General features: G+C 59.8%; 23 protein-coding genes. 13 read left to right on the forward strand and 10 right to left on the reverse strand.

Features of this window, described 5'->3' with window-relative positions:
• Window positions 1–34 precede the first annotated feature (34 nt).
• The gene (locus DOU54_RS14365; RefSeq protein WP_107340941.1) at window positions 35–1147 is read left to right on the forward strand and encodes a pyridoxal phosphate-dependent aminotransferase; all 1113 of its coding nucleotides are present in this window, start codon (window positions 35–37) and stop codon (window positions 1145–1147) included.
• A gap of 308 nt (window positions 1148–1455) precedes the next feature.
• On the opposite strand, the gene DOU54_RS14370 is transcribed toward DOU54_RS14365, so the two are convergent.
• On the reverse strand, window positions 1456–1719 hold the full coding sequence (locus DOU54_RS14370) for an SEL1-like repeat protein (RefSeq protein ID WP_004440874.1): 264 nt from the start codon (window positions 1717–1719) through the stop codon (window positions 1456–1458).
• 599 nt (window positions 1720–2318) lie between these two features.
• On the opposite strand from DOU54_RS14370, the gene DOU54_RS14375 reads away from it, so the two are divergent.
• From DOU54_RS14375 to vapC, 7 genes are all read left to right on the forward strand, one after another.
• Window positions 2319–2657 (forward strand): DUF2147 domain-containing protein, encoded by a 339-nt coding sequence (locus DOU54_RS14375; protein ID WP_004440872.1) that lies wholly within the window; start codon window positions 2319–2321, stop codon window positions 2655–2657.
• A 159-nt stretch (window positions 2658–2816) separates the two neighbouring features.
• The gene (locus tag DOU54_RS14380) at window positions 2817–3413 is read left to right on the forward strand and encodes an AAA family ATPase (protein ID WP_113382208.1); all 597 of its coding nucleotides are present in this window, start codon (window positions 2817–2819) and stop codon (window positions 3411–3413) included.
• Between the two features lie 141 nt (window positions 3414–3554).
• A complete protein-coding gene (locus tag DOU54_RS27445) occupies window positions 3555–3737 on the forward strand; it encodes a hypothetical protein (protein ID WP_035210174.1) in 183 nt (60 codons plus the stop codon).
• 10 nt (window positions 3738–3747) lie between these two features.
• Window positions 3748–3921 (forward strand): hypothetical protein, encoded by a 174-nt coding sequence (locus tag DOU54_RS27450; protein ID WP_004440867.1) that lies wholly within the window; start codon window positions 3748–3750, stop codon window positions 3919–3921.
• A 103-nt stretch (window positions 3922–4024) separates the two neighbouring features.
• On the forward strand, window positions 4025–5530 hold the full coding sequence (gene amn, locus DOU54_RS14390; RefSeq protein ID WP_004440865.1) for an AMP nucleosidase: 1506 nt from the start codon (window positions 4025–4027) through the stop codon (window positions 5528–5530).
• A gap of 65 nt (window positions 5531–5595) precedes the next feature.
• On the forward strand, window positions 5596–5826 hold the full coding sequence (locus tag DOU54_RS14395) for a type II toxin-antitoxin system VapB family antitoxin (RefSeq protein WP_004440864.1): 231 nt from the start codon (window positions 5596–5598) through the stop codon (window positions 5824–5826).
• On the forward strand, window positions 5823–6212 hold the full coding sequence (gene vapC, locus DOU54_RS14400) for a type II toxin-antitoxin system VapC family toxin (RefSeq protein ID WP_004440862.1): 390 nt from the start codon (window positions 5823–5825) through the stop codon (window positions 6210–6212). The genes DOU54_RS14395 and vapC overlap by 4 nt, the downstream gene beginning before the upstream one ends.
• Before the next feature lie 3 nt (window positions 6213–6215).
• On the opposite strand, the gene DOU54_RS14405 is transcribed toward vapC, so the two are convergent.
• The 3 genes from DOU54_RS14405 to DOU54_RS14415 form a co-directional block, all read right to left on the reverse strand.
• Window positions 6216–6686 carry an OsmC family protein gene (locus tag DOU54_RS14405; RefSeq protein ID WP_004440860.1) on the reverse strand — a complete coding sequence of 157 codons (471 nt, stop codon included), beginning with the start codon at window positions 6684–6686 and terminating at the stop codon, window positions 6216–6218.
• Between the two features lie 61 nt (window positions 6687–6747).
• Window positions 6748–8121, reverse strand: coding sequence for an aspartate aminotransferase family protein (locus DOU54_RS14410; protein ID WP_162749695.1), 1374 nt, complete (start codon window positions 8119–8121; stop codon window positions 6748–6750).
• 185 nt (window positions 8122–8306) lie between these two features.
• On the reverse strand, window positions 8307–9215 hold the full coding sequence (locus DOU54_RS14415) for a diacylglycerol/lipid kinase family protein (protein WP_006699378.1): 909 nt from the start codon (window positions 9213–9215) through the stop codon (window positions 8307–8309).
• A gap of 239 nt (window positions 9216–9454) precedes the next feature.
• Between DOU54_RS14415 and DOU54_RS14420 the strand changes: the two genes are divergently transcribed.
• Window positions 9455–10699 carry an MFS transporter gene (locus tag DOU54_RS14420; RefSeq protein ID WP_113382209.1) on the forward strand — a complete coding sequence of 415 codons (1245 nt, stop codon included), beginning with the start codon at window positions 9455–9457 and terminating at the stop codon, window positions 10697–10699.
• 247 nt (window positions 10700–10946) lie between these two features.
• Window positions 10947–12320: a magnesium transporter gene (mgtE, locus tag DOU54_RS14425; protein WP_004440855.1), complete on the forward strand. Its 1374-nt coding sequence runs from the start codon at window positions 10947–10949 to the stop codon at window positions 12318–12320.
• A gap of 226 nt (window positions 12321–12546) precedes the next feature.
• On the opposite strand, the gene DOU54_RS14430 is transcribed toward mgtE, so the two are convergent.
• Entirely contained in the window at window positions 12547–13383 is an 837-nt protein-coding gene (locus tag DOU54_RS14430; RefSeq protein WP_042936481.1) for an undecaprenyl-diphosphate phosphatase, read from the reverse strand.
• Window positions 13384–13505: 122 nt separating this feature from the next.
• Complete coding sequence (locus DOU54_RS14435; protein ID WP_004440851.1) at window positions 13506–13895, reverse strand: winged helix-turn-helix transcriptional regulator; 390 nt, start codon at window positions 13893–13895, stop codon at window positions 13506–13508.
• A 102-nt stretch (window positions 13896–13997) separates the two neighbouring features.
• Between DOU54_RS14435 and DOU54_RS14440 the strand changes: the two genes are divergently transcribed.
• Window positions 13998–15014, forward strand: coding sequence for a zinc-binding alcohol dehydrogenase family protein (locus tag DOU54_RS14440; protein ID WP_037091498.1), 1017 nt, complete (start codon window positions 13998–14000; stop codon window positions 15012–15014).
• 83 nt (window positions 15015–15097) lie between these two features.
• Here the strand turns inward: DOU54_RS14440 and DOU54_RS14445 are convergent, their stop codons facing one another.
• The 3 genes from DOU54_RS14445 to DOU54_RS14460 all read right to left on the reverse strand — a co-directional run bounded on the left by DOU54_RS14445 (window position 15098) and on the right by DOU54_RS14460 (window position 19432).
• Window positions 15098–15838: a pentapeptide repeat-containing protein gene (locus DOU54_RS14445; protein ID WP_004440847.1), complete on the reverse strand. Its 741-nt coding sequence runs from the start codon at window positions 15836–15838 to the stop codon at window positions 15098–15100.
• A 351-nt stretch (window positions 15839–16189) separates the two neighbouring features.
• Window positions 16190–17854 (reverse strand): electron transfer flavoprotein-ubiquinone oxidoreductase, encoded by a 1665-nt coding sequence (locus tag DOU54_RS14450; RefSeq protein WP_113382210.1) that lies wholly within the window; start codon window positions 17852–17854, stop codon window positions 16190–16192.
• Window positions 17855–18511: 657 nt separating this feature from the next.
• Entirely contained in the window at window positions 18512–19432 is a 921-nt protein-coding gene (locus DOU54_RS14460; protein ID WP_006699371.1) for a cation diffusion facilitator family transporter, read from the reverse strand.
• A gap of 180 nt (window positions 19433–19612) precedes the next feature.
• Here DOU54_RS14460 and DOU54_RS14465 point away from each other — a divergent pair, with 180 nt between their 5' ends.
• Window positions 19613–20401 carry an SDR family oxidoreductase gene (locus DOU54_RS14465; protein WP_004440837.1) on the forward strand — a complete coding sequence of 263 codons (789 nt, stop codon included), beginning with the start codon at window positions 19613–19615 and terminating at the stop codon, window positions 20399–20401.
• A gap of 13 nt (window positions 20402–20414) precedes the next feature.
• Here the strand turns inward: DOU54_RS14465 and DOU54_RS14470 are convergent, their stop codons facing one another.
• A complete protein-coding gene (locus DOU54_RS14470; RefSeq protein WP_035210181.1) occupies window positions 20415–21392 on the reverse strand; it encodes a GGDEF domain-containing protein in 978 nt (325 codons plus the stop codon).
• A 414-nt stretch (window positions 21393–21806) separates the two neighbouring features.
• Between DOU54_RS14470 and DOU54_RS14475 the strand changes: the two genes are divergently transcribed.
• Window positions 21807–23105 carry an Hsp70 family protein gene (locus tag DOU54_RS14475; RefSeq protein WP_113731468.1) on the forward strand — a complete coding sequence of 433 codons (1299 nt, stop codon included), beginning with the start codon at window positions 21807–21809 and terminating at the stop codon, window positions 23103–23105.
• Window positions 23106–23121 lie beyond the last annotated feature (16 nt).

Below are 23121 nucleotides of genomic sequence, written 5' to 3' on the forward strand. Positions count from 1 at the left end.
GGGTTTTCAAACACAGGTCCCGGAACTTCTGTCAATGTCCGCTTTTTCACGCCTCACGCCGCTTGCCGCTTCGCTTCCCTCCACCGTTCCCTTCGTCGGCCCGGAGGCCATAGAAAGGAACCGCGGTTTGAAGGTGGAGGCGCGAATCGGTGCAAACGAAAGCGGCTTCGGCCCCGCCCCATCAGTGCTTCTGGCGATGCGCGATGCGGCGGCTGAAACCTGGATGTATAGCGATCCGGAAAATTTCGAGCTGAAGGAAGCGCTTGCCATCCACCACGGGGTTTCGCGCGGCAACATCGCCATAGGCGGCGGAGTGGACGGATTGCTCGGTGAAATCGCCAGGCTGATCGTGGAACCAGGCACGCCTGTTGTCACCTCTTTGGGAGGCTACCCCACCTTCAATTATCACGTGAACGGTTTTGGCGGAAAACTGGTGACCACGCCCTATGTAGACGACCACGAAAACCTCGACGGGCTTCTCGACCTCGTTCACAGAGAAAACGCGCCGCTCGTCTATTTCGCCAATCCGGACAATCCCATGGGAAGCTGGTGGGATGCGAGCGAGGTGGTGGCATTTGCCCGTGCGTTGCCGGAGACCTGCCTGCTCATTCTGGACGAGGCCTATTGCGAAACCGCTCCCGCGAGCGCGGTGCCCGCTATCGACGCGCTGATCGGCCAGCCCAATATACTGCGCATGCGCACCTTCTCCAAAGCCTACGGGCTCGCTGGCGCCCGCGTGGGTTACGCCATCGGTACACTTGGCAATGTCGAAGCCTTCGACAAGATCCGCAACCATTTCGGCATGGCGCGTATTTCTATCGCCGGCGCTTTGGCAGCGCTCAAGGACCAGGCCTATCTGCACGAGGTGGTTGGCAAGATTTCCGAGGCACGGGCTCGTATTTCCGCTGTCGCCCGCAATAACGGTCTTTCACCGCTGCCCTCCGCTACCAATTTCGTTACCATCGATTGCCACCGCGACGGCGCCTATGCGCGCGCCATCGTTGACGGGCTGATGGACCATGGGGTCTTCATCCGCATGCCGGGCGTGGCCCCTCTTAACCGTTGCATCCGCGTGAGCGTTGGGCCGGGTGACAAGCTCGATCTGTTCGAGCAGGCATTGCCGAAGGTTCTCAAGGCAGTCGGGTAAGCTCCCAACCCACCCTCATTCCTGTGTTCGTCACAGGAATGAGGGTTGGAAAGTACCGCGCACTACACGCATCGAATCAACATCCTCCCGCAAGTCCCTGCGCGAGAATCATTTTCCGGCGAAGACACATTGCAGAACATAAGAAAACCGCGCCGGCCTTGTTCCTGCCGGTCGCGGTTCGATGTGTCAGCGCAAAAGCTTCGTTTCGGAGCCCTCGCCGCGTTCCCCTTCGGGTTTTACTTTCGTTTGGGCCGGTCGTCGGGACTGGAGGGAACCGGACCGGCAATCTCATGCGTCGCGGAGATGGATCAGTGCATCGTCATCCAGTCGCGGGCGGCGCGAAGGGCTTCGGCCAGTTCCGCTTTCGTCATGTTGCGGGCGAGATCCGCACGGAGAGAAGCCGCTCTTTCCGATCCGCGGATCGCGGCGATGTTAAGCCATTTGTGGGCCGCGATCAGGTCCACCTTGCAGCCCCGGCCGGTCGCATAGACCAGGCCGAGATTGCAAAGGGTGTCGGCGCGGGTTTCGCCACCGGCAGCCATTTCGATATCACTGATGTCAAAGCGTGCCATTGTTTTAATCCCTGTCGTTCTACCTGTTTTCATCGTGCGCCTTCTTGCCGAGGCGTCTTCCGGACTGCCGTCTTTTGCGGCTTTTTTGTCCTTCCGTCCGGCAGGTTTTCCCTGCGCTTTTGATGAGTTCACTATGCCACGAGGCTTTCAACGCTCGCTTAAAAGGCATGATTAATGTGCCGCAAACAAACTGCAAACGATTGGTAAAATTGGGTTTTTGTTAAATATCATTGCCTGCGGAAATTAAGGACTTTCCGATGAATTTTACGAAAGCTTTACAATTGGATTTAAACCCTTCCTTCACCACGATAAGAACCGAGATTTTCGAAACTGCTCTCCTTCGCCCTTCCCGCGCGCCAACGCTGCACCGGCACCGCAAATTTCTGTTTCCTTTTACGTGAACGTCAAATACTATCCGCCCTGCCTGTCACGAGGATGAAACGGGCATGGAATGGCGCGGTGGGAGGAGCAATCGTTGCACCGCACGGCGGCCGCCGGCCAGAGATGGTGGAGGCATGCTGAAGGGAGTTTGATCTGCGCATCGCGTCCTTGGCCGCTCCGGCCTGGGAAAAGCCTGCGCGAATTTCGGGAGGAATTTCATGAAGCTTATGATGACGATTGCTGCTGCCCTGTTGATGAGCGGCAATATTGCCTTTGCCGCCGAGGCGATCGAAGGCAACTGGAAGACGGCCAGCGGCGAAACCGCCGTGATCGGCCCCTGCGGCGGCGCTTTCTGCGTGACGCTGAAGACCGGCAAGCATGCCGGAAAACAGATCGGCAAGCTTTCGGGAAAGGGAAACAGCTACTCGGGTGAGATCACCGATCCCGCCAATGACAAGACCTATAGCGGCTCCGGCACCGTTTCGGGGAATTCGCTGAGCATGAAGGGTTGCGTGCTGAAGGTCCTGTGCAAATCGCAGACCTGGACACGGCTGTAATACAGGGAACGGCAGGCGGGCTTTTGTTCCCCAGCCTGCCGTCTCGCGACGCAGAGCGCGGTGGCTGCCAGGAATCGCGCGCAGGCTGCGAACAGACGTCGCATGGAAACCATATATCCGTTTATTATCGCTGCATCCGATGCCAATGAGAGCAACGATATGCGCCCCACCCTTTCGACAATTCTGATCGCGGGCACCTCGCATGTCGGCAAAAGCACGCTGGCCGGCCTGCTCAGCGAAAGGCTGCGCTGCGAGGCGATATCGACCGACAGTCTCGCCCGCCATCCGGGGAGGCCATGGCCGGGTATTCCGGTGCCGGTTGAGGAATATTACACACAGCTGTCGGCGGATACGATCCACTGGTTTCTCAAGGTCCATCACCAGAACATCTGGCCGCTGATCCGCGCGATGATTGACAGAAGATCCGGCACAGGGACTACGACGATCTTCGAGGGCGCCGCCCTGCGACCGGAGTTCATATCGCCTCTCCTCGACAGCACGGTGGCGGGCGTATTTCTTCATGCCGACAATGATTTTCTTCTCGAAAGAATGCGCTCTGAAGCACGCTACCAAGATGCAAAGGCGAAGAGGCAGCGGATCATGGACGCCTTCATCGAACGCTCGCTACGTGAGAACACCGAGATGCTGGCATCCGCGCAGGAACACCGGGTGCCAATTGTCGACGTGACCCAAGGTGAAGAATTGGAGAAACTGCTAACCGATCTTGCGCCAGGCGCGGACATCCCTATGTCCTGAAGCTGGACATGCGCACCACTGCGGCATCAATCCGCCATGTCACCGCCCGTTAACATCCCTGAACACCATATGAACCGGGGCCTCAGGGTCCGTTCAGTCCGACTATGGCAAAACTCTGTCCATCAACTCCGATAAAGGGGAATGGACATGACAAAGCTGATCAGCCGACTGGCAATCTTCGCGTTTCTCATGGCGATCTTCGCCATGTCCTTCGCCTCGCTCGTCGTTAATCCGAACCGCAGTTTCCAGCGCGTGAATGCCGGTGCGGCAATCGCCTGCCAGCACGGCCCGGCGCCCGCCGCCAATTGCCCCGTCGTATTGTGAGGACCGGCCAATGACCACCAGTTTTTCCAACGGCCTGTTCTCCGCACTGCGGCTGATGCTGATGGCCTCGATCTTTCTCGGCCCGGTGGCCGGACTTGCGGTTTACAAGGCCGATCCCCGCCCCGCCTCCAAAGGCGCCGGCTTCGTGCTGCTGATGAGCCTGCAGCGCGGCGCGCTCGGCTGAGTTTCTGCCGCGCCAGCATTGTCCGGCTGCATTTTCGCGTTTCTTTTCAGTTTCTTCGTATTTCTGTCGCTTGCCTGTCGAAATTGGCCTCTTATAATGGGCCATGACAATAGCAAAACCAACGATTCCGCCCCTTACCTTCATCAGTCCAGAGCCTTTCGCGCCGCAGACATTCACGGACCCGAAAGAAGCTGTTGCGGCTTTGAGCGCGCTCTACGAACGCAACACGGCGTTCCTGATCAATTCCTTCACAGACCTTGCCAAGGGCGCGCCGATTGCCGGGCGTTACCGCGCCTGCTACCCGCAGGTCAGCCTCGAGACCGCCACTTTCGGCCATGTCGATTCCCGCCTTTCCTATGGCCACGTAACCGCGCCCGGCGTCTATACGACAACGATCACACGGCCTGAGCTTTTCCGGCACTATCTCAAGGAACAGCTGGGGCTTCTTATGAAGAACCACGGCGTTCCGGTCACGGTGTCGGAATCGGCTACGCCCATTCCGCTGCATTTCGCTTTCGGCGAAGGCGCGTATGTAGAGGCGGCGGCGGCTTCGTCGCTGTCAGACGTGCCGCTGCGTGATCTCTTCGATACGCCCGATCTCAACAATACCGACGATCTCATCGCCAATGGCGAATATGATCAGGTGCCGGGCGAGCCGGCGCCGCTTGCGCCCTTTACGGCGCAGCGCATCGATTATTCGCTGGCGCGCCTCAGCCATTATACGGCGACGAGCGCCAGCCATTTCCAGAACTTCGTGCTGTTCACCAACTACCAGTTCTATATCGACGAATTCGCTGCCTGGGCGAGGCAGATGATGAAGAATGGCGGCGAGGGTTACACGGCCTTTGTGGAGCCGGGCAACATCATCACCCATGCGGGTTCAGATAAGCCCGAGACGGACGCGGTGCTGGCCCGACTGCCGCAGATGCCGGCCTATCACCTGAAGAAAAAAGGACATGCCGGCATTACGCTCGTCAATATCGGCGTCGGCCCCTCCAACGCCAAGACGATCACCGATCACATCGCCGTGCTGCGCCCGCATGCCTGGCTGATGGTCGGCCACTGCGCCGGGCTGCGCAACAGCCAGCGGTTGGGCGACTATGTTCTGGCCCACGCCTATGTGCGCGAGGACCACGTGCTTGACGACGACCTTCCGGTGTGGGTGCCTATCCCGGCGCTTGCCGAAGTGCAGCTGGCGCTGGAAGGTGCAGTCGCCGAAGTCACGGGTTACGAGGGCTTCGAACTGAAGCGCATCATGCGCACCGGCACCGTCGCTACCATCGACAACCGCAACTGGGAGCTCCGTGATCAGGCCGGTCCCGTCAAGCGCCTGTCGCAGTCCCGCGCCATCGCGCTTGACATGGAATCCGCCACCATAGCGGCCAACGGCTTCCGCTTCCGTGTGCCCTACGGCACTCTGCTGTGCGTTTCCGACAAGCCACTGCATGGCGAATTGAAGCTGCCAGGCATGGCGACGGAATTTTACCGCACCCAGGTCGCCCAGCATCTGCAGATCGGCATCCGCGCCGTGCAGAAGCTTGCCGCCATGCCGACGGAAACGCTGCACTCGCGCAAGCTCAGAAGCTTCTACGAGACGGCGTTCCAGTAAAAAGAGATATCGCAGAAGCATGCCTTGGTGTATGATTTTGAAAATCGATACACCAAGGATTATCCATGCGTACGAATATTGATCTTGATGACGCCTTGATCGCCGAAGCGATGGAAATTACCGGCCTTTCGACAAAAAAGGCGACGGTGGAGAAGGCGTTGCGCGATCTTGTAGAGAATCTCGGACGACGCAAAGCGCTGGAAGAACTGAGAGGCATCGGCTGGAGTGGTAATCTGGACGATGTGCGCCGTAGCTGGAGCGTGGACGACATCGAAGCGCAAGACGCCGCGGAATGATAGTCGTCGATACTTCTGTCTGGATTGACTGGTTTCAGAATAAATCCACCCGCCAAGGTAGGATGCTAAATGATATCGGCGATCTGACCGACGTCATCATCGGCGACATTATTCTCCTCGAAATCCTGCAGGGCGAACGCAACGACGATCGGGCGGCGGCGATACATGACCGGTTAAAGCGCTTCGGTTTTGTCTCGATGCTCACGCCAGAACTTGCCGTGAAATCCGCCGCTAACTATCGGAAACTTCGAAGCGTTGGGAAAACCGTGCGTAAAACTCCCGACCTCATCATCGGCACCTACTGTATTGAGCACGGCCATAAGCTGCTGCAAAACGACCGAGACTTTCAGCCGATGGCCGATCATCTCGGTCTGCAACTGGCATGAGTCTCAAACCACCTTCACGGTCCCCTCCACCCGCACCGGAAAATTCACCGACCGCGCGATGAAGCACTTGTCGTGCGCGTCATGGTGCAGCGCATCCGCCCGGGCGGGATCGCCCTTCGAGATGGTGATGACCGGTTTCAGCACCACTTCGCTGAACTGCCCGGCGCCATCCTTTTCCATGACGAGCGTGCCTTCGGCATCGTCGACATAGTCTTCGACGATGATGCCGTTGACCGAGCAGAAATGCAGGTACCAGAGCTTGTGGCAGGCCGAGAGCGAAGCGACCAGCAGGTCTTCAGGATTCCAGCGGGCGGGATCGCCACGGAAGGCAGGATCGGACGAGCCGGCTATATCAGCCTTTCCCTCGGTGGAAATTGTGTAGTCGCGTTCGTAGTCGCGATAGCCCGACGTGCCCTTGCCACGATTACCCGTCCACGTCACCTTCACGGCGTAATGGTGTTCCTGTCCTGCCATTTCAGTCCTCCCTTGGCATCTCTTTTCGCATTCTTTAACGGAAAACCGGTGTCCACTTTCCCTAGAAATGCTCGCGCGTATCACGCAGGTGGTCGAGCCCCTTGCGCAACGTCTCTATGATCTCATCCACTTCCGAACGGCTGATGGTCAGCGCCGGCGAAGCCAGCATTCGGTCGCCCGTTGCGCGCATGACGAGGCCGTTTGCAAGGCAATGATTGCGCACCGTTATACCAACATCGTCCGGCTTGCCGAAGCGTCTGCGGGTCGCCTTGTCCGCCGTGATCTGCAGTCCACCCATCAAGCCGACATTGACGGCTTCGCCCACCAGTTCGTGGTCCTCAAGGCTTTTCCAGCCCTCGGAAAAATAAGGGCCGATATCGTCGCGCACCCGCTCCACCAGACCCTCCGCTTCGATGATGCGAAGGTTTTCCAGCGCGGCGGCGGCGCAGACGGGATGTCCGGAATAGGTGAAGCCGTGGTTGAAATCACCGACCTCGGACAACATCACTTCTGCCACCCGATCCGACACGACCACGCCGCCAATCGGCAGATAACCCGAGGACAGGCCCTTGGCGATGGGGGCAAAGTCCGGCTCCACGCCGAAATACTGGTAGCCGAACCAGGAGCCCAGGCGACCGAAACCGCAGATCACCTCGTCTGACACCAGAAGAATATTGCGCGCCTTGCAGATACGGGCGATTTCCGGCCAGTAGGTCTCCGGCGGTACAATGACGCCACCGGCTCCCTGAATCGGTTCGGCCACGAAAGCAGCAACGTTTTCCTCGCCCAATTCGTCGATTTTCTCATTGAGTTCGCGAGCCACCTTCAGGCCGAATTCGGCCGGAGAAAGATCGCCACCCTCGGCATACCAATAGGGCTGGCCAACATGGGCGACGCCATCGATGGGCAGGCTGCCCTGCTCGTGCATCCACTTCATGCCACCCAGCGAGGCCCCGGCCACCGTCGAGCCGTGGTAGCCGTTGCGGCGGGCGATAACCTTCGTCTTCGCGGGATGGCCGAGGGCCTTCCAGTAGACCCGCGCCATGCGGAACCAGGTATCGGTGGCTTCCGAGCCGGAATTGGTAAAGAACACGTGGTTCATGCCAGGCCCGGCGTGCAAAGCGATCTTCTGCGCCAGCAGCGTCGCGGGCGGCGTGGTGGTGCCGAAAAACGCGTTGTAATAGGGGAGCTCGTTCATCTGACGCCGTACTGCATCGGCGATCTCGCGGCGTCCGTAACCGATATTCACACACCAGAGGCCGGCGAAGGCGTCGAGATATTTCCTGCCGGTGCTGTCGTAGATGAACACCCCTTCCGCGCGCTCGATGATGCGGGTGCCGGCGGCGTTGAGCTTGCCCATGTCTGAAAAGGGATGGAGATGATGGGCGGCATCGATGGCAGCAAGGTTGGAGAGGGGGTTGGAGATTTCATTCATAACAGATCGCACTCCCATAGAAGCGACAGCGCGCACGCCATCGCACCCGCCGACCATGGCCGGGCGGCTTCGATTTGGCAAGACTGGAGGTTTTCAGGGCTAGGGAGGATACGGCATCGCCGCCTGTTTTTCTCCCCGCCGGCAGAAGAACAGGCGGCGATGGCCTAATTCACAGTCGGTTTGCGCTAAGCGAAGAACGCCCGCCCCACCAGCACCTTCAACTCGCCGGCGTGCACTTCCAGCGCCACGTCGCGTTCCATCGGCAGCAGCTCGCCATCGATGACGCAGCGGACATCATGGCGTTTCTTGGGAAAATGCAGCTCCACATCCGTCACGGTCATGGCTGTCACGGCGGCATTCTGCTTGAACTTGCCGCGCAGAATATCCAGGGCGAGTCTGGCGACACCGGACGGCCGTAACGGATCGGTGAGATAAAAACCCAGATGGCCGCCGGAGACGTTATCCGCCACCAGCAGCGAATTCTGGCCGAATTCATTGTTGGAGACGGAAATGGCGGATACCTTTCGATGCTGCGTCCGGCCATCAACGGTGTATTCCACCTCGAAGACAGGCGGGTTGAGGATGACGCTGATGGCGGCGCGGATGCTCGCCTTGATCTTGCCGAGACGGGAGGCAAAGGCGAGATTGTTTCGATAGCGCACCATGCGCGAATGCAGGCCCGCGGAAAACTGGTGGACAAAGAGGCGGCCATTGGCGCTGGCGATGTCGACACTGGCAATCTCGCCATTCGCCAGCGTTTCCAGCGCCTGACGAATGTCGAGCGGCAGCTTCAGCGAGCGGGCGAAGAGGTTCATGGTGCCGGCCGGCACGATGCCGAGCGCGATGCCCTGTTTCCAGGCAATGCCGGCAGCCGCCGAAATGGTGCCATCTCCGCCGCCGGCAATGATGCCTTCAATGCCCGGCTCCTCGGCGGCGCGTGCCATTTCCTCGACGACGTCCTTTCCGGAGACAAGACGGCAATCGATCACGTGTCCGGCCCGGGTGAAGACCTCGCGGGCATGATCACAATAGGCTTCCATGTCGGTGGTGCGAAATGTGCCGCCGTCACGATTGAAAATTGCAATGAGCTTCATGTTTCCAACCCGGTCCCGTAACATTCGCAGCCGCGCGTAAATGCCTGGCCTTATATAGAGTTCCGAACACCATCGCGTGAAGATCGTCTTTTGCCGAGAATCGCTCTACCGCAACGCATCATTTCATGTTAGAGGTCACTTAAGGTCATTTTCATGACCGCGCATCTCCAGTCAGGGCAGACCGCTCCCATACGGTCTTGCCCTTTTTTCTGTGGGCCCTTCCCGCTTTTCAGGTCACGATGAGCCATTCGAACATCTCCGAAACCCGCCCTGGCGGGGAGAATGAAACCGTTTACACGGCTGCGCCTGCCGTGGTCCTCTCCCCACTTGCCGTTGCGCTTATAGAGCTGGCGCTGGCTGCCGGCGGTTTTGGCATCGGTACCGGCGAATTCGCCATCATGGGCCTTTTGCCCGACGTCGCCTCGACCTATGGCGTCACGGTGCCGGAAGCGGGTTATGTCATCACCGCCTATGCGCTGGGCGTCGTCATTGGCGCGCCGATCATCGCGGTTCTCGCCGCGCGCATCACGCGCCGCACATTGCTTCTCAGTCTGATGGGACTTTTTGCGGCTGGAAACATCCTGAGCGCCGTCGCGCCGGATTTTGTGAGCTTCACCATTCTGCGCTTCATCACCGGCCTGCCACATGGGGCCTATTTTGGCGTTGCGGCGCTCGTGGCGGCCTCGATGGCGCCAATCCACAAGCGCGCCCGCGCTGTTGGCCGCGTCATGCTCGGCCTCACCATCGCCACCCTGCTCGGCACTCCGCTCGCCACCTTCTTCGGCCAGCTGCTGTCCTGGCGCGCGGCTTTCATGCTTGTCGGCGGCATCGCACTTCTGACGGTGGCCCTGCTTTGGCTGTTCCAGCCGCGTGACAGGGTGGAAGAAGGCGCCAGCGTATGGCGCGAACTCGGCGCCTTCCGCCGCGTACAGGTATGGCTGACGCTCGCCATTGCCGCCGTCGGCTTTGGCGGCATGTTCTCGGTCTTCAGCTATATCGCGAAGACCACGACTGACGTGGCGATGATGCCGGTTTCCACGGTCTCCATGGTGCTGGCGCTGTTCGGCATCGGCATGAATGTCGGCAATGTCGTCGGCTCACGGCTGGCCGATATCTCGCTCAACGGCACGATTGGCGGCATGCTCGCCTTCAACGTGGTGGTCATGGCTGTTTTCGGCATGACGGCGCAGGATCCCTTCATGCTCTGCCTTTGCGTCTTCCTGATCGGCTGCGGTTTTGCCGCCTGCCCGGCCGTACAGACGCGGCTGATGGATGTGGCGCAGGATGCGCAGACGCTGGCTGCCGCCTCGAACCATTCCGCATTCAACATCGCCAATGCGCTTGGCGCCTGGCTCGGCGGCCTCGTCATAGCCATGGGCTTCGGTTACGCCTCGACGGGTTATGTGGGCGCCGTTCTTTCCCTACTCGGGCTTGGCGTTTTTCTTGTTTCCATCACGGTAGAGCGGCGTCAAAAGGCGGCTTGACCCGGCCCTTTCGAAGCTTACGGAAAATTCACAATCGGGCGCTTGACTCTTTCCGGTTTCAGGCGCAACACGGCCTTACGCGCATGCCTTGGGCACGGCGCGGATTTCAACGGAGCATCATTAGATGTCTAGCGACAGTAGCAGTCGATTGCCTTTGCCGAGACCGGCGAACGTGAACTGATCCGACCGCTGTCGGCTCACCACCGCGTTCGCCGTGATCGGCGAATCGACGGAAAGGTGAGCAATCATGAACTTCCACAACCTCTCCCAGAGGGCCAGCAAGGCCGCACGCCTTCTTCGTAGCGGAAATGCCGGCTCCACCACCATTGCCGAACGCGTCGAGCACCTCAACACGCTGGATGTCGGCGCCGCCGCAGCCGCCCTTCTCGCCATGCCGCAGGCAAAGGCCGTCGCCATTCTCGACCGGCCGGAACTGCATGGTGCCGCCGCGATCATAGCCGATATTCCGGTCGAACAGGCCGCGCGCCTCGTCAACCTGATGTCGGACGACCGCGTGGCCGACGTCATGGCGGAAATGGCCGAAGAGCCGCGCGCCAAGCTGTTTGCCCGGCTGGACCGCACCACGGCGCTCTCCATCAAGCACCTGATGGGTTACCCGCCGCGCACGGCCGGCTCGATCATGACCACGGAATTTGTTAGCGTGCCGGACAATTGGACGGTGGAACAGACCCTTTCGCACATCCGCGTCGTCGAGCGCTCGCGTGAAACGGTCTATGCCATCTATGTGCTGGCCGAGGACGGGACGCTAACCACCGTCGTGACGCTGCGCCGCCTTTTGACCGGCGAAGCGGGCGCCTCCATTCTTTCGGTCGCATCCAAGGAAGGCATTGTCTGTGCGAGCCCCCTGATGTCACAGGAGGATGTCGCCCGGCTGATCCGCAAGCACGACCTTCTGGCGCTGCCCGTCGTGGATGACCGCTCGCATATTCTCGGCATCGTCACCGTTGACGACGTGATCGACACCATGATCGCCGATACCACGGAAGACGCCCACAAGTTCGGTGGTATGGAGGCGCTGGGTAAGCCCTACATGACGATCGGCTTTCCGGACATGATCCGCAAGCGCGCCGGCTGGCTCGCAGCACTGTTCCTCGGAGAAATGCTGACGGCCAGCGCCATGCAGCATTTCGAAGGCGAGCTGGAAAAGGCCGTGGTGCTGACGCTGTTCATTCCGCTCATCATGTCTTCGGGCGGCAACTCCGGTTCGCAGGCCACCTCGCTCATCATCCGGGCGCTGGCGCTGGGCGAACTGAAGCTTTCCGACTGGTGGCGGGTGCTGCTTCGGGAAATCCCGACGGGCCTGACGCTCGGCTGCATTCTGGGCGCCATCGGCTTCCTGCGGCTCACGGTCTGGCAGCAGGCTGGCTTCTACGACTACGGTGAGCACTGGCTGCTCGTTGGTGCCACGGTTTTTGCGGCCCTCGTCGGTATCGTCACTTTCGGTTCGCTCGCCGGCTCCATGCTGCCCTTCGTGCTGCAGCGTCTGCGGCTTGATCCCGCCAGCGCTTCGGCCCCCTTCGTCGCCACGCTGGTGGATGTCAGCGGTCTCGTCATCTACTTCTCGGTGGCGCTGGTGATCTTGAGCGGTACGTTGCTTTGAAAGACGAAAGGCCCGTTCGAAAGAGCGGGCCTTCTACATTTCGCGGCACGTCATAATCTCTCCCCGTCATGCCGGACTTGATCCGGCATCCAGCCACGGCGCGTCTGCGCCGTGAGAAGAGTCTTTTGCGATCAATGACTTGATCGCGCTGGACCCCGGATCTAGTCCGGGGTGACGGCGTGCGGATGATGCAACTCTGCCAAAAGTATGGTTCCTGGAAATCCCCTCACCCACCCGCGTTGATCACGCCCGTTCCCAGCAGCCCCAAAAGAATGAAGCCGATGACCACGCGGTACCAGACGAAGGGCATGTAGCTTTTGGTCGAAACCAGCTTCAGGAAAACGACGATAACGGCGTAACCGACAATGAAGGCGATCAGGGTCGCGAGGCCTGTCGGGCCCCAGCCCACCGGATTGTCTTCGCCGATGCTTTTGAACAGCTGGTAGAAACCGGAGCCGAAGACGGCGGGTACGGCGAGCAGGAAGGAATAACGGGCCGCCGCCTCGCGGGTATAACCCAGAAGCAGGCCGGCGCTGATGGTGCCGCCGGAACGCGAAACGCCGGGAATAAGCGCCATGGCCTGCGCGAAACCGAAGAGGATACCATCACGCCAGATCAGCTGGTTGAGCTTGTAGCGCTTTTTCCCGATCCTGTCGGCGACGCCAAGAACGATACCGAACACGATCAGCATCACGGCAGTAATGTAGAGGTTTCGGAGCGAATGCTCGATGGCGTCCTTGAAGAGAAGGCCGAGCAGCACGATGGGCACGGAGCCGACGATGATCAGCCAGCCGAGACGTGCATCGGCCTTGTCATAGGGGCCGAGACGAAGGTTTTGCCGGAGCCAGGCGGCAGCGATCCGCATGATGTCGGACCAGAAATAGACCAGCACGGCCATTTCCGTGCCGATCTGGGTAATGGCGGTGAAGGCAGCGCCGGGGTCGGCGCCGGAGGGCAGGAACTCCCCGGCTATCCTCAGATGCGCGCTCGACGAAATTGGGAGAAACTCCGTAAGTCCTTGCAAAAGACCGAGAAATCCGGCCTCCATCCAACCCATGCTCATGTGCTTTGATGTCCCTGCTGCGAATCGAGATGGCAGCATTATGCATCAATCGGGGCAAATCCGTGTTGCATCGCACCATGAAAAATGATGTCCACGGCACGTGCTCTTACCCGTGATTTCTTTCAGGCCGCCTTCTCCGCCACCTGCGGAAGCTGCGTGTATTTCGCGCCGTTTTTGCAGACGACGTGCGCATCGCCCCAGCTTTTCAGCGCCGAAATCACCGGCCGCATCGTCTCGCCAAGCGGCGTCAACGCATAATCCACGCGCGGCGGCACGACGGGGAAAACGGTCCGCGAAATCAAACCCGCCTCCTCCAGTTCCCGCAGCTGCTTGGTCAGCATGCGCTGGGTGACACTTGGAATATGGCGACGCAGTTCGTTGAAGCGCAGTGTCCCCTCATTGATGAGGTGATAGAGGATCACGCCTTTCCATTTGCCATCGAGAAAACTCAGGGCCGATTCCACCGGGCAGCCGGGAAAGTTGCCGGTGAGCTTGGCGCGTGGTCGCGACATCACAGTATCCTTTTTGTATGTATCATCACAAAATGTGCATTCTTGCGATCGTTGTTCATATGTATCAAGTAAGAGGCACGCAAACAAGCAAAGGAGACTTTCATGCGCGCCATCGGTTACAGGACGAGCCAGCCCATCACTGCCAAGGATGCCCTCATCGACATCGATCTGCCCCAGCCGGAAGCGAAGGGACACGACATTCTGGTGGAGGTGAAAGCCGTTTCGGTAAATCCCGTCGATACCAAGGTGCGTCGGAACCAGTCGCCGGAAAACGGCGAGGCCCGTGTCCTCGGCTTCGATGCAGCGGGTGTGGTGAAGGCCGTTGGCGACAAGGTTTCGCTGTTCAAACCGGGTGATGAGGTGTTTTACGCCGGCGTCATCAACCGTCCCGGCTCCAACAGCGAATTCCATCTGGTCGACGAGCGCATCGCCGGTGCCAAGCCGAAGTCCTTGAATTTCGAGGAAGCCGCCGCCCTGCCGCTGACCGCCATCACCGCGTATGAGACCCTATTCGACCGGTTGCGGGTGAATGAGCCGGTTCCGGGTGCAGCCAGCGCCGTTCTCGTCATCGGCGGCGCGGGCGGCGTCGGTTCCATCGCCGTTCAGCTTCTGCGGGCGCTGACCGACCTGACCGTGATCGCGACTGCCTCGCGGCCGGAAACGATCGAATGGGTAAAGGAACTCGGCGCGCATCACGTCGTGGATCACAGCAAGCCCATCGCGCCGCAGGTGGAGGCGCTTGGCCTCGGTGCGCCGGGCTTCGTCTTCTCCACCACCCATAGCGACATCCACGCGGCCGACAGCGTGGCGACCATCGCACCGCAGGGCCGTTTCGCCCTGATCGACGATCCGGCTGGCGGTTTCGACATCATGGCGTTCAAGCGCAAATGCATATCCATCCATTGGGAAATGATGTTCGCCCGCGCCGTTTTCCAGACGCCTGACATGATCGAGCAGCACAAGCTGCTCAACCACGTGGCCGAGCTTGTCGATGCCGGCAAGATCAAGACGACGCTGACCGAGGTTTTCGGCACCATCAATGCCGCAAATCTTATCAAGGCGCATGCACTGATCGAGAGCAACAAGGCCAAGGGCAAGATCGTGCTTTCGGGCTTCTGATCGCCGATGAAGCGTTCGCATGGCGAACGCTTCCCTTCCGCTTACGGAGAGGTTCGGGCCGCGCAAAACCGCGCGGCCTTTTATCACTCGTCGTCGGGATCTTCCGGGCACGGCCAGGAGGCGGGCGCCGTCAGGCCATTCGGCAGTTTGGTCTTGGCGTCGCCGCAGGCGATGTCGATCTGTTTCTGGTCAAGGCCGGTGGCCGTGGAAAGATCGACCCCCTCAATCCGAGTCAGCAGCAGGAAGGCGCTGGTGAAATCGACAGGGCCACCCAGCTTCGCGCCACCGAACCGGGCCCGCGACAGGTTGGTGAGCGAGAATTTCGAGCCGTTCAGCGTTGCGCCCTCGAAATCGGCGCGGCCGAGTTCAGCCTTGGTGAAATCCGTGCCGTCCAGCTTGGTGTTTTCGAATTTGGTTCGCTGCATTTCGGCATTCACGAATTTCGCGTTGGTGGCGTCGGCGGCGGAAAAATCGCTTCGATAGGCTTCCACCTTCGTCAGATTGGCGCCCTGAAGGTTCGCCTCGCCAAGGGCAGCGCGGATGAGCTTGGCCTTCTCAAGGTTAGCGCCCTTCAGCGACGAACCGCGCAGATCCGTATAAGTGAAATCCGTACCGTAGAGCATCGCCGAGTCGAGATTGCTGCCGCCCAGCATCAGGAGGCGCTTGTTGCATTCGCGCCAGTCTATGCCGGCCATGGCATCGGAACGACAGCTCGCGGCAGCCACCGGATTGCCAGTGAAAGAAAAGGCAGCCATCGCAAGCGCCGCGACGCTGCCAGCCAAGCCTGTCTTCCGCACGATATTCAGCCTTTGAAAGCCGGACATTCCTTCACTCCCTGCCGTCTGGCGACGGCACCTAGGACCATATGCACGTTCAAGGCGTTATCGCATTCACTGCCCGCGATCCACAGGCCACATGATGCTACAACACCCCAACATCCTATATGTAAGAAATCGAAGAGCAATCCACAAATACTGACGGGAAAGAGGGCAATGGCGCTGCTCTGGTGCCGTGGCAGACACAATGAACCAGGCGGACCGACGAGCTGCATGACCGCGACGAGCTTTCGCCGACGGAAACGGCGCTCCGCAGAGTATCCGTCCACCTATCGTAAAATCACCCGTTGCAGATGCTCGGGACAAGCCCGAGCATCATGAGGCAAGATAGCTTCACCGTCACATGTTGGCGTAAACCGGCCCCTCGCCGCCCTGCGGCGGCACCCAGTTAATGTTCTGGTTCGGATCCTTGATGTCGCAGGTCTTGCAGTGCACGCAGTTCTGGGCGTTGATGACGTAGGCTTCCTGGCCGTCCTTCTCCACCCACTCATAAACGCCGGCTGGACAATAACGCGTGGAGGGACCGGCAAAGACGTCGTGTTCGGAGCGCTTCTGCAGCTCCATGTCCTTCACCTGAAGATGGACCGGCTGGTCCTCTTCATGGTTGGTGGACGACAGGAAGACGGAGGACAGGCGGTCGAAGGTCAGAACGCCATCCGGCTTCGGATAGGCGATCGGCTTGTGTTTGGAGGCGGGCTCCAGGCTCTGCGCATCCGTCTTGCCGTGCTTCAGCGTGCCGAAGAAAGAGAAACCGAACAGCTGGTTCGTCCACATGTCGAGACCGCCGAGGCCGACGCCAATGAGCGTGCCGAACCTCGACCAGAGCGGCTTGACGTTGCGGACCCGCTTCAGGTCCTTGCCGATATCGCCTTCGCGCCATTCGGCCTCGATCTCGGTAACCTCGTCATGGGCGCGGCCGCCGGAAATCGCCGCGGCGATCTTTTCCGCCGCGAGCATGCCCGAGAGAACCGCATTATGGCTTCCCTTGATGCGTGGCACGTTGACGAAGCCGGCGGAACAGCCGATCAGCGCGCCGCCCGGGAAGGTGAGCTTCGGCACTGACTGGTAACCGCCTTCGGTGATGGCGCGCGCGCCATAGGAAATGCGCTTGCCGCCCTCGAACGTATCGCGGATCGCCGGATGCGTCTTGAACCGCTGGAATTCCTCGAAGGGATAGAGATAGGGGTTCTTGTAATTGAGATGCACCACGAAACCGACGGCAACGAGGTTATCTTCCAGATGATACAGGAAAGAGCCACCGCCGGTCTTGAAACCCAGCGGCCAGCCGAAGGAGTGCTGCACGAGGCCCTGCTTGTGCTTCTCCGGCTTGACCTGCCAGAGCTCCTTGATGCCGATGCCGAATTTCTGCGGCTCGCGATCTTTGGACAGGTCGAATCTGGAAATCAGCTGCTTGGCGAGCGATCCGCGCACGCCCTCGCCGATCAACACGTATTTGCCGTGCAGTTCCATGCCGCGAGTGAAGTTCGGGCCCGGCTCGCCATTCTTCTCGATGCCCATATCGCCGGTGGCAACGCCGATGACAGCGCCTTCGTCGTTATAAAGCACTTCCGTGGCGGCAAAGCCCGGATAGATCTCGACGCCGAGCCCTTCCGCCTTTTCCGCCAGCCAGCGACAGACGAGGCCAAGCGAGACGATGTAATTGCCATGATTGTTCATCAATGGCGGCATCATGGCGTTCGGCAGGCGGATGGAGCCCGCCGGCCCCAGGAACAGGAACTGGTCGTCCTTGACCTCGGTCTTGAAGGGATGCCCCTCCTCTTCGCGCCATCCCGGCAACAGCCTGTCGATGCCGATGGGGTCGACCACGGCGCCGGAGAGGATATGGGCACCGACTTCCGCGCCCTTTTCCAGCACGACGACCGAGAGCTCCGGCTCCACCTGCTTCAGTCGGATTGCGGCGGCAAGACCGGCCGGACCCGCACCGACGATCACAACGTCGAATTCCATCGCTTCGCGTTCGGGCAGTTCCATCGCTTCCGTCATTTCCATCCTCTCAGATCGCCGGTCCCATCCGGCTGTTGTTATCGTCTTTTCCACACCTGCGACGCACCGCCTGCGCCGGACAAAAAGTCCATCCGCGACACCGTATCCATCAGCATCCGTCTTTGCAAAGCGGCACGCCTTTGTCGAGCTTCTATAGCGGCAAAACATGTCGCACGCCAGTCAATTGTCAGACAACCTGATGATTGTTTATTACTTTTACGTTCACGTAATAATGAGGATATGATCGACGGGGGAATGCGTCAAGGGTTGCGGGCATTGGGCAGGCATAGCCCGCCTATAATCAGGCGGCCAAAAGCGATTGATGGGCGGGCCGATCGCATGACAAGGGGAGATCGGGACCGCATCTGCGTCAATATGGCCGGTGTCGGATGCAGCGGTTTTGAGCTAATATTCCCAAGAAATATATCGTCGCGTCATAGCTGGAAATATCTGAAATGTGGGACTTCTTCCCTATCGTCTTCTTGCCGTTCAAAATTCTCGTATTGGGAACGGGCATGTTCTTCGCCATCAAATGGCATCATGATCAGGCGAAGAAGGAAAACGAAACCAAGGGACCGTAAGCGCCGCCAGTTTTAAAGGCGCGGGCCGCTTGGCCCACCCCCGGGGACAAAGCAGATCTTGCTTTCCACACCCCGCTCAAACAGCCCATTCTTCATCCGTCGTGAACACGATCGTCAGCCAACGGTCACTCCCCTCGCCGCCTATCGCTTCGCCGATCTCGTCGCGGATCGCATCCCATTCCTCAAGGCGCCGCGGCGGCCAGTTTCTGGGAACAATGAAGAAGAGTTCGATCTGGCGACCGCGGCCAACCCGGGCCACATAGGAGTAATGCGAGGAAAAGCCGAACTTCGCCACGACCTCCCCTGCCACCCTGTCGACATGCTGCTTGAACTCCAGCGGGGTGACAAGAAGTATGTCGGCTAGCGCCTGTTTCACATTGCCGAGTGGCATGGGAATGATGACGAGGCAGACCAGCGCCAGCACGGCCGGGTCGACATAGGGCGACAGCCATGCCTGCGACGTTCCCGTCAGCCCGTAACCGATGGCGAAAGCGATGAACAGCGCCACGCTCAGCAGCGCGCTCATCAGCCAGCTTTTAGCGTCCAGCGCCACGAAGGCGGATTTCAGCCGTTGGTTCTGCCGTTTGACAAACCATGCCATGGCGAGCGAGACGGCGAAGCTGACGAAGGTGACGATGATGGCGTAATCGAACTCGATCGACCGGCCGCCGTCTATCAGGCTGTCGATGGCATTGATGAGCGCGTAAATCGCCGCCCCCATCAGAAGCGTGCCGTTGAGGCCGAGCACCATTGGCTCCAGATGCCAGAAGCCCATGGTGAAGCGCTCCACCAGCCGGCCGCCCGGCCTGGGTGCCGCGGCGGCGGCGATCAGCCGCGCCACGAGCAATGCGAGCACCGTCATGAAAGCATCCGTCAGGGCGTAGACACCGTCGAAGACGACCGCGAAGGAGCCGGAAAACAGGCCCGCCCCGATGCCGAACAACGCCAGCAGAACCGTGACGGCAATCGAGAATTTCAGCAAAGATTGTTCTGTCATGACACTTGTTCGACCTTCAAAACCGGGCCCGCCTTCACAGGGGGATTTTGCTTTTCCTCGAATCGAGAAAACGCCTAACTCTTTGTTTCGGCGCATTTCCAGACGGAAAACCGGGGTCCACTTTTCCTGGAAATGCTCTATAAACACCACATACAGCACTCACAAGACAGGACAAAACCCATGGATTTCGGCATTTCCGGCAAACGCGCCCTCGTTCTCGCCTCTTCACGCGGCCTTGGGCTTGGCATTGCGACGGCGCTGGCAAAGGAGGGTGCAAATGTCCTTCTCGTCGGCAGGAGCGGTGAAAAGCTGGAAGCGAACTGCAAGGCCATCAACGCCCTTGGCAAAGGCAAGGCCGACTGGGTTTGGGGTGATCTTGCCGACGACAATTTTGTCGAGGCCATGGTTCAGGCCGTCAGGGAAAAGCTCGGCGGCATCGACATTCTCGTCAACAATACCGGCGGCCCGACGCCGGGCCTCGCTCAGGAGATGACGGCGGAGAAGCTGGATACGTTCTTCCAGTCGATGGTGCTGCGGGTCATCACTCTGACCAATGCGCTTCTGCCCGGCATGAAGGAGCAGGGTTTCGGCCGCATCCTCACCGTCGCCTCGTCAGGCGTATTCGAGCCGATTGCCAATCTCGCCCTTTCCAACACCTTGCGCGGCGCGCTTGTGGGCTGGAGCAAGACGCTGTCCTCCGAAGTGGCCGGTTTCGGCATCACCTCAAACCTGCTTCTGCCCGGCCGCATCCACACCGACCGCATCGATGAGCTCGATGGCGCCAATGCAAAGCGTCTCGGCAAGAGCATCGAGGAAATCCGCGAGGCCTCGGTCAAGAGCATTCCCGCTGGCCGCCTCGGCACGGTGGAGGAGTTCGCTGCCGCCGGCGCTTTCCTCTGCTCGGTGCCCGCAAGCTACATCACCGGCACGATGCTCAGGGTAGATGGCGGCGCGGCAAAGTCGAACTGACGACTGGGTGCTGTCACGACGCCGTTCCGTAAATCACGTAGCGGTTCCGCCCGGTATTCTTGGCTTCATAAAGCGCGGTATCGGCGTGGCGCAAAACGTCGCTTGTACTCTCGCCGGGATTGGCAAAGGCGATCCCGGCGGAGCAGCTGTAGCGAAACTCGGGCATGTCGCGCAGAGGGGCTGCATCGGCCAGTGACGACAGGAGCTGCCGCATCAGGCTTTCGGCGCCGTGCATGCGCGAGCCACTGAGCACCAGCAAAAACTCTTCCCCGCCAATCCTGCCGAGAAGGTCGTCACGCCCGGCAGCGGCGGACAGTCGTCCTGCGAAATCCTTCAGCACGAGATCGCCGTAGGCATGGCCGAAGCGATCGTTGACGCTCTTGAAGTGGTCGATATCCATGATGATGACGGCGAGCGCCTGCGCCTTGTTGGGCCCAAGCAGGTGGTTGAGCGCATCCATGGCGTAACGCCTGTTTCCGAGCCCGGTCAGCTCGTCGCTCAGGGCGGATTTCAGCGCCCTGTCCCGCTCCTGGCGCAGATCGCGCAATTCGATGCCAAGTTCGGAAACATCGGTGACCACGCATAGCATCCAGCCGCCCGGCAGCGTGGTCTCGGTCGTCAGTATCCAGCGCCCGTCATTGAGACTGGTCTCAATGGTCCGGAATGGCAGCTTGCCGCGCCTCGTCTTGGCCGAGCGCAGCCAGAGTTCGAAATCCGATGTCTCGATGGCCGTACCGGTCGCGTTGCGAAAACCACTGCGCATCAGTTCCACCCAGCTCGGGAAATCGCGCTGTCCGATACCGAGCGCGGCGCGGAAGGCGCTGTTGGCGAACCGCAACTCATCGCCGCCATCAAACAAAGCGTATCCCTGCTGCGATGCTTCCAGAAGGGCCATGAGCTGCCGGGAGAAAACGCCCATATCGCCTTGAACGACACCGGCATCGTCCGGCGCTGCATCCTCCACTGCATGCTGGCTGATTTCGTGGGGCATATAATTTCCAAAACTAAAAACGACCGAAAACCAAATACAGCATGTCCATATGGACATTCCGAAATTTAATAAATATTTACGCTCGACAGCAAAGTGGATACGTCTTCGATCCGCTTACTTCGACAAAGCTGACTTTAACAGAATTCCCTTAAAGCCGTCGCCTAGAACTACACTGTTCTTTCTTAAAGGAATTGTAATCCCGTTTACCATGCGTTGCCAGGATTGCCGCAACTTTGCGACTGGCGCGCGGGCACGGGCGTTCGACCGAAAAAAGACCCACGGCGCTTGCCATTCCGCCCGCCCTGTGCAATCAACCGCCCTCCTCTGACATCGGGGTGCCAAGAGCATCCCTTATTTTCACGCCGGGCCATCCAAGGCCGGGCGGGTTCTTCTATCGACACAAGGAATATGGCGATGACGCAAAAGCGGGCTCTCGGCCTCGATTTCGGCACGACAAATACGGTCATGGCTCTTTCCGACAATGGCGGCGCAAGCCATTCCATGCGCTTTACCAGCAGCGCCGGCACGGATGACAGCATGCGCACGGCCCTCTCCTTCATGAAGGACGCCGGCCTCGGCGCGGCCGCCCTGCATGTGGAGGCGGGCCACGCCGCTATCCGCCAGTTCATCGACAATGCCGGCGACTGCCGTTTCCTGCAATCGATCAAGACGTTTGCGGCGTCACCGCTGTTTCAGGGCACGTTGATCTTCGCCAAGCGGCAGAGCTTCGAGGATTTGATGGAAGTGTTCCTGCGCAAGCTGAAGACCTATGCCGGGACGGAATGGCCCGATGATGTATCGACTGTCATTGCCGGCCGGCCGGTGCGTTTTGCCGGCAGCAATCCGGACGAGACGCTGGCGCTTGCCCGATACAACGAGGCGCTGAGCCGGGCCGGTTTCCCCGAAATCCACTATGTCTATGAGCCGGTGGCGGCCGCTTATTATTTCGCGCAAAGCCTGAAGAAGGACGCCAACGTGCTGGTGGCGGATTTCGGCGGCGGCACCACCGACTATTCGCTCATCCGTTTCGAAACCCATGCCGGCAAGCTTTCCGCCACCCCCATCGGCCATTCCGGCGTCGGTGTTGCGGGCGATCATTTCGACTTCCGCATGATCGACAATCTGGTGTCGCCGGAGATCGGCAAGGGCAGCAAGTTCAAGAGTTTCGACAAGGTGCTGGATGTGCCCTCCGGCTATTACGTGAATTTCGGCCGCTGGAACCAGCTGTCGATCTTCAAGACCTCGAAGGAATTCACCGATCTGAAGTCGCTGGTGCGCTCGGCGCTGGAGCCGGAAAAGCTGGAAATGTTCATCGACCTCGTTGAGCATGATGAGGGCTACCCGCTTTATCAGGCTATTTCCGCCACCAAGATGGCGCTCTCCTCGGCGGAAGAAGCGGAGTTCAACTTTGCGCCGCTCGGCAAGGCCGGACGCAAGATGGTGAAGCGCAGCGATTTCAACAGCTGGATCGCCGAGGACCTTGCCAAGATAGAAGAAGCGCTCGGCGAGGTTCTGGAAAAGACGCAGGTTTCGCCAGATGCGATCGACAAGGTGTTCCTGACCGGCGGAACCTCCTTCGTGCCGGCGGTGAGGGAGCTTTTCACCCGCCGTTTCGACGCCGACCGCATCGAAAGCGGCGGCGAGCTGCTTTCGATTGCCCATGGTCTGGCCATGATCGGCGAAAGCGGCGATATTCAGCGCTGGACAGTGTGATTTGCGGGTTCCCCGG

The organism is Agrobacterium sp. MS2 (genome assembly GCF_003261015.1).
GTDB classification, from domain to species: Bacteria; Pseudomonadota; Alphaproteobacteria; order Rhizobiales; family Rhizobiaceae; genus Agrobacterium; species Agrobacterium pusense.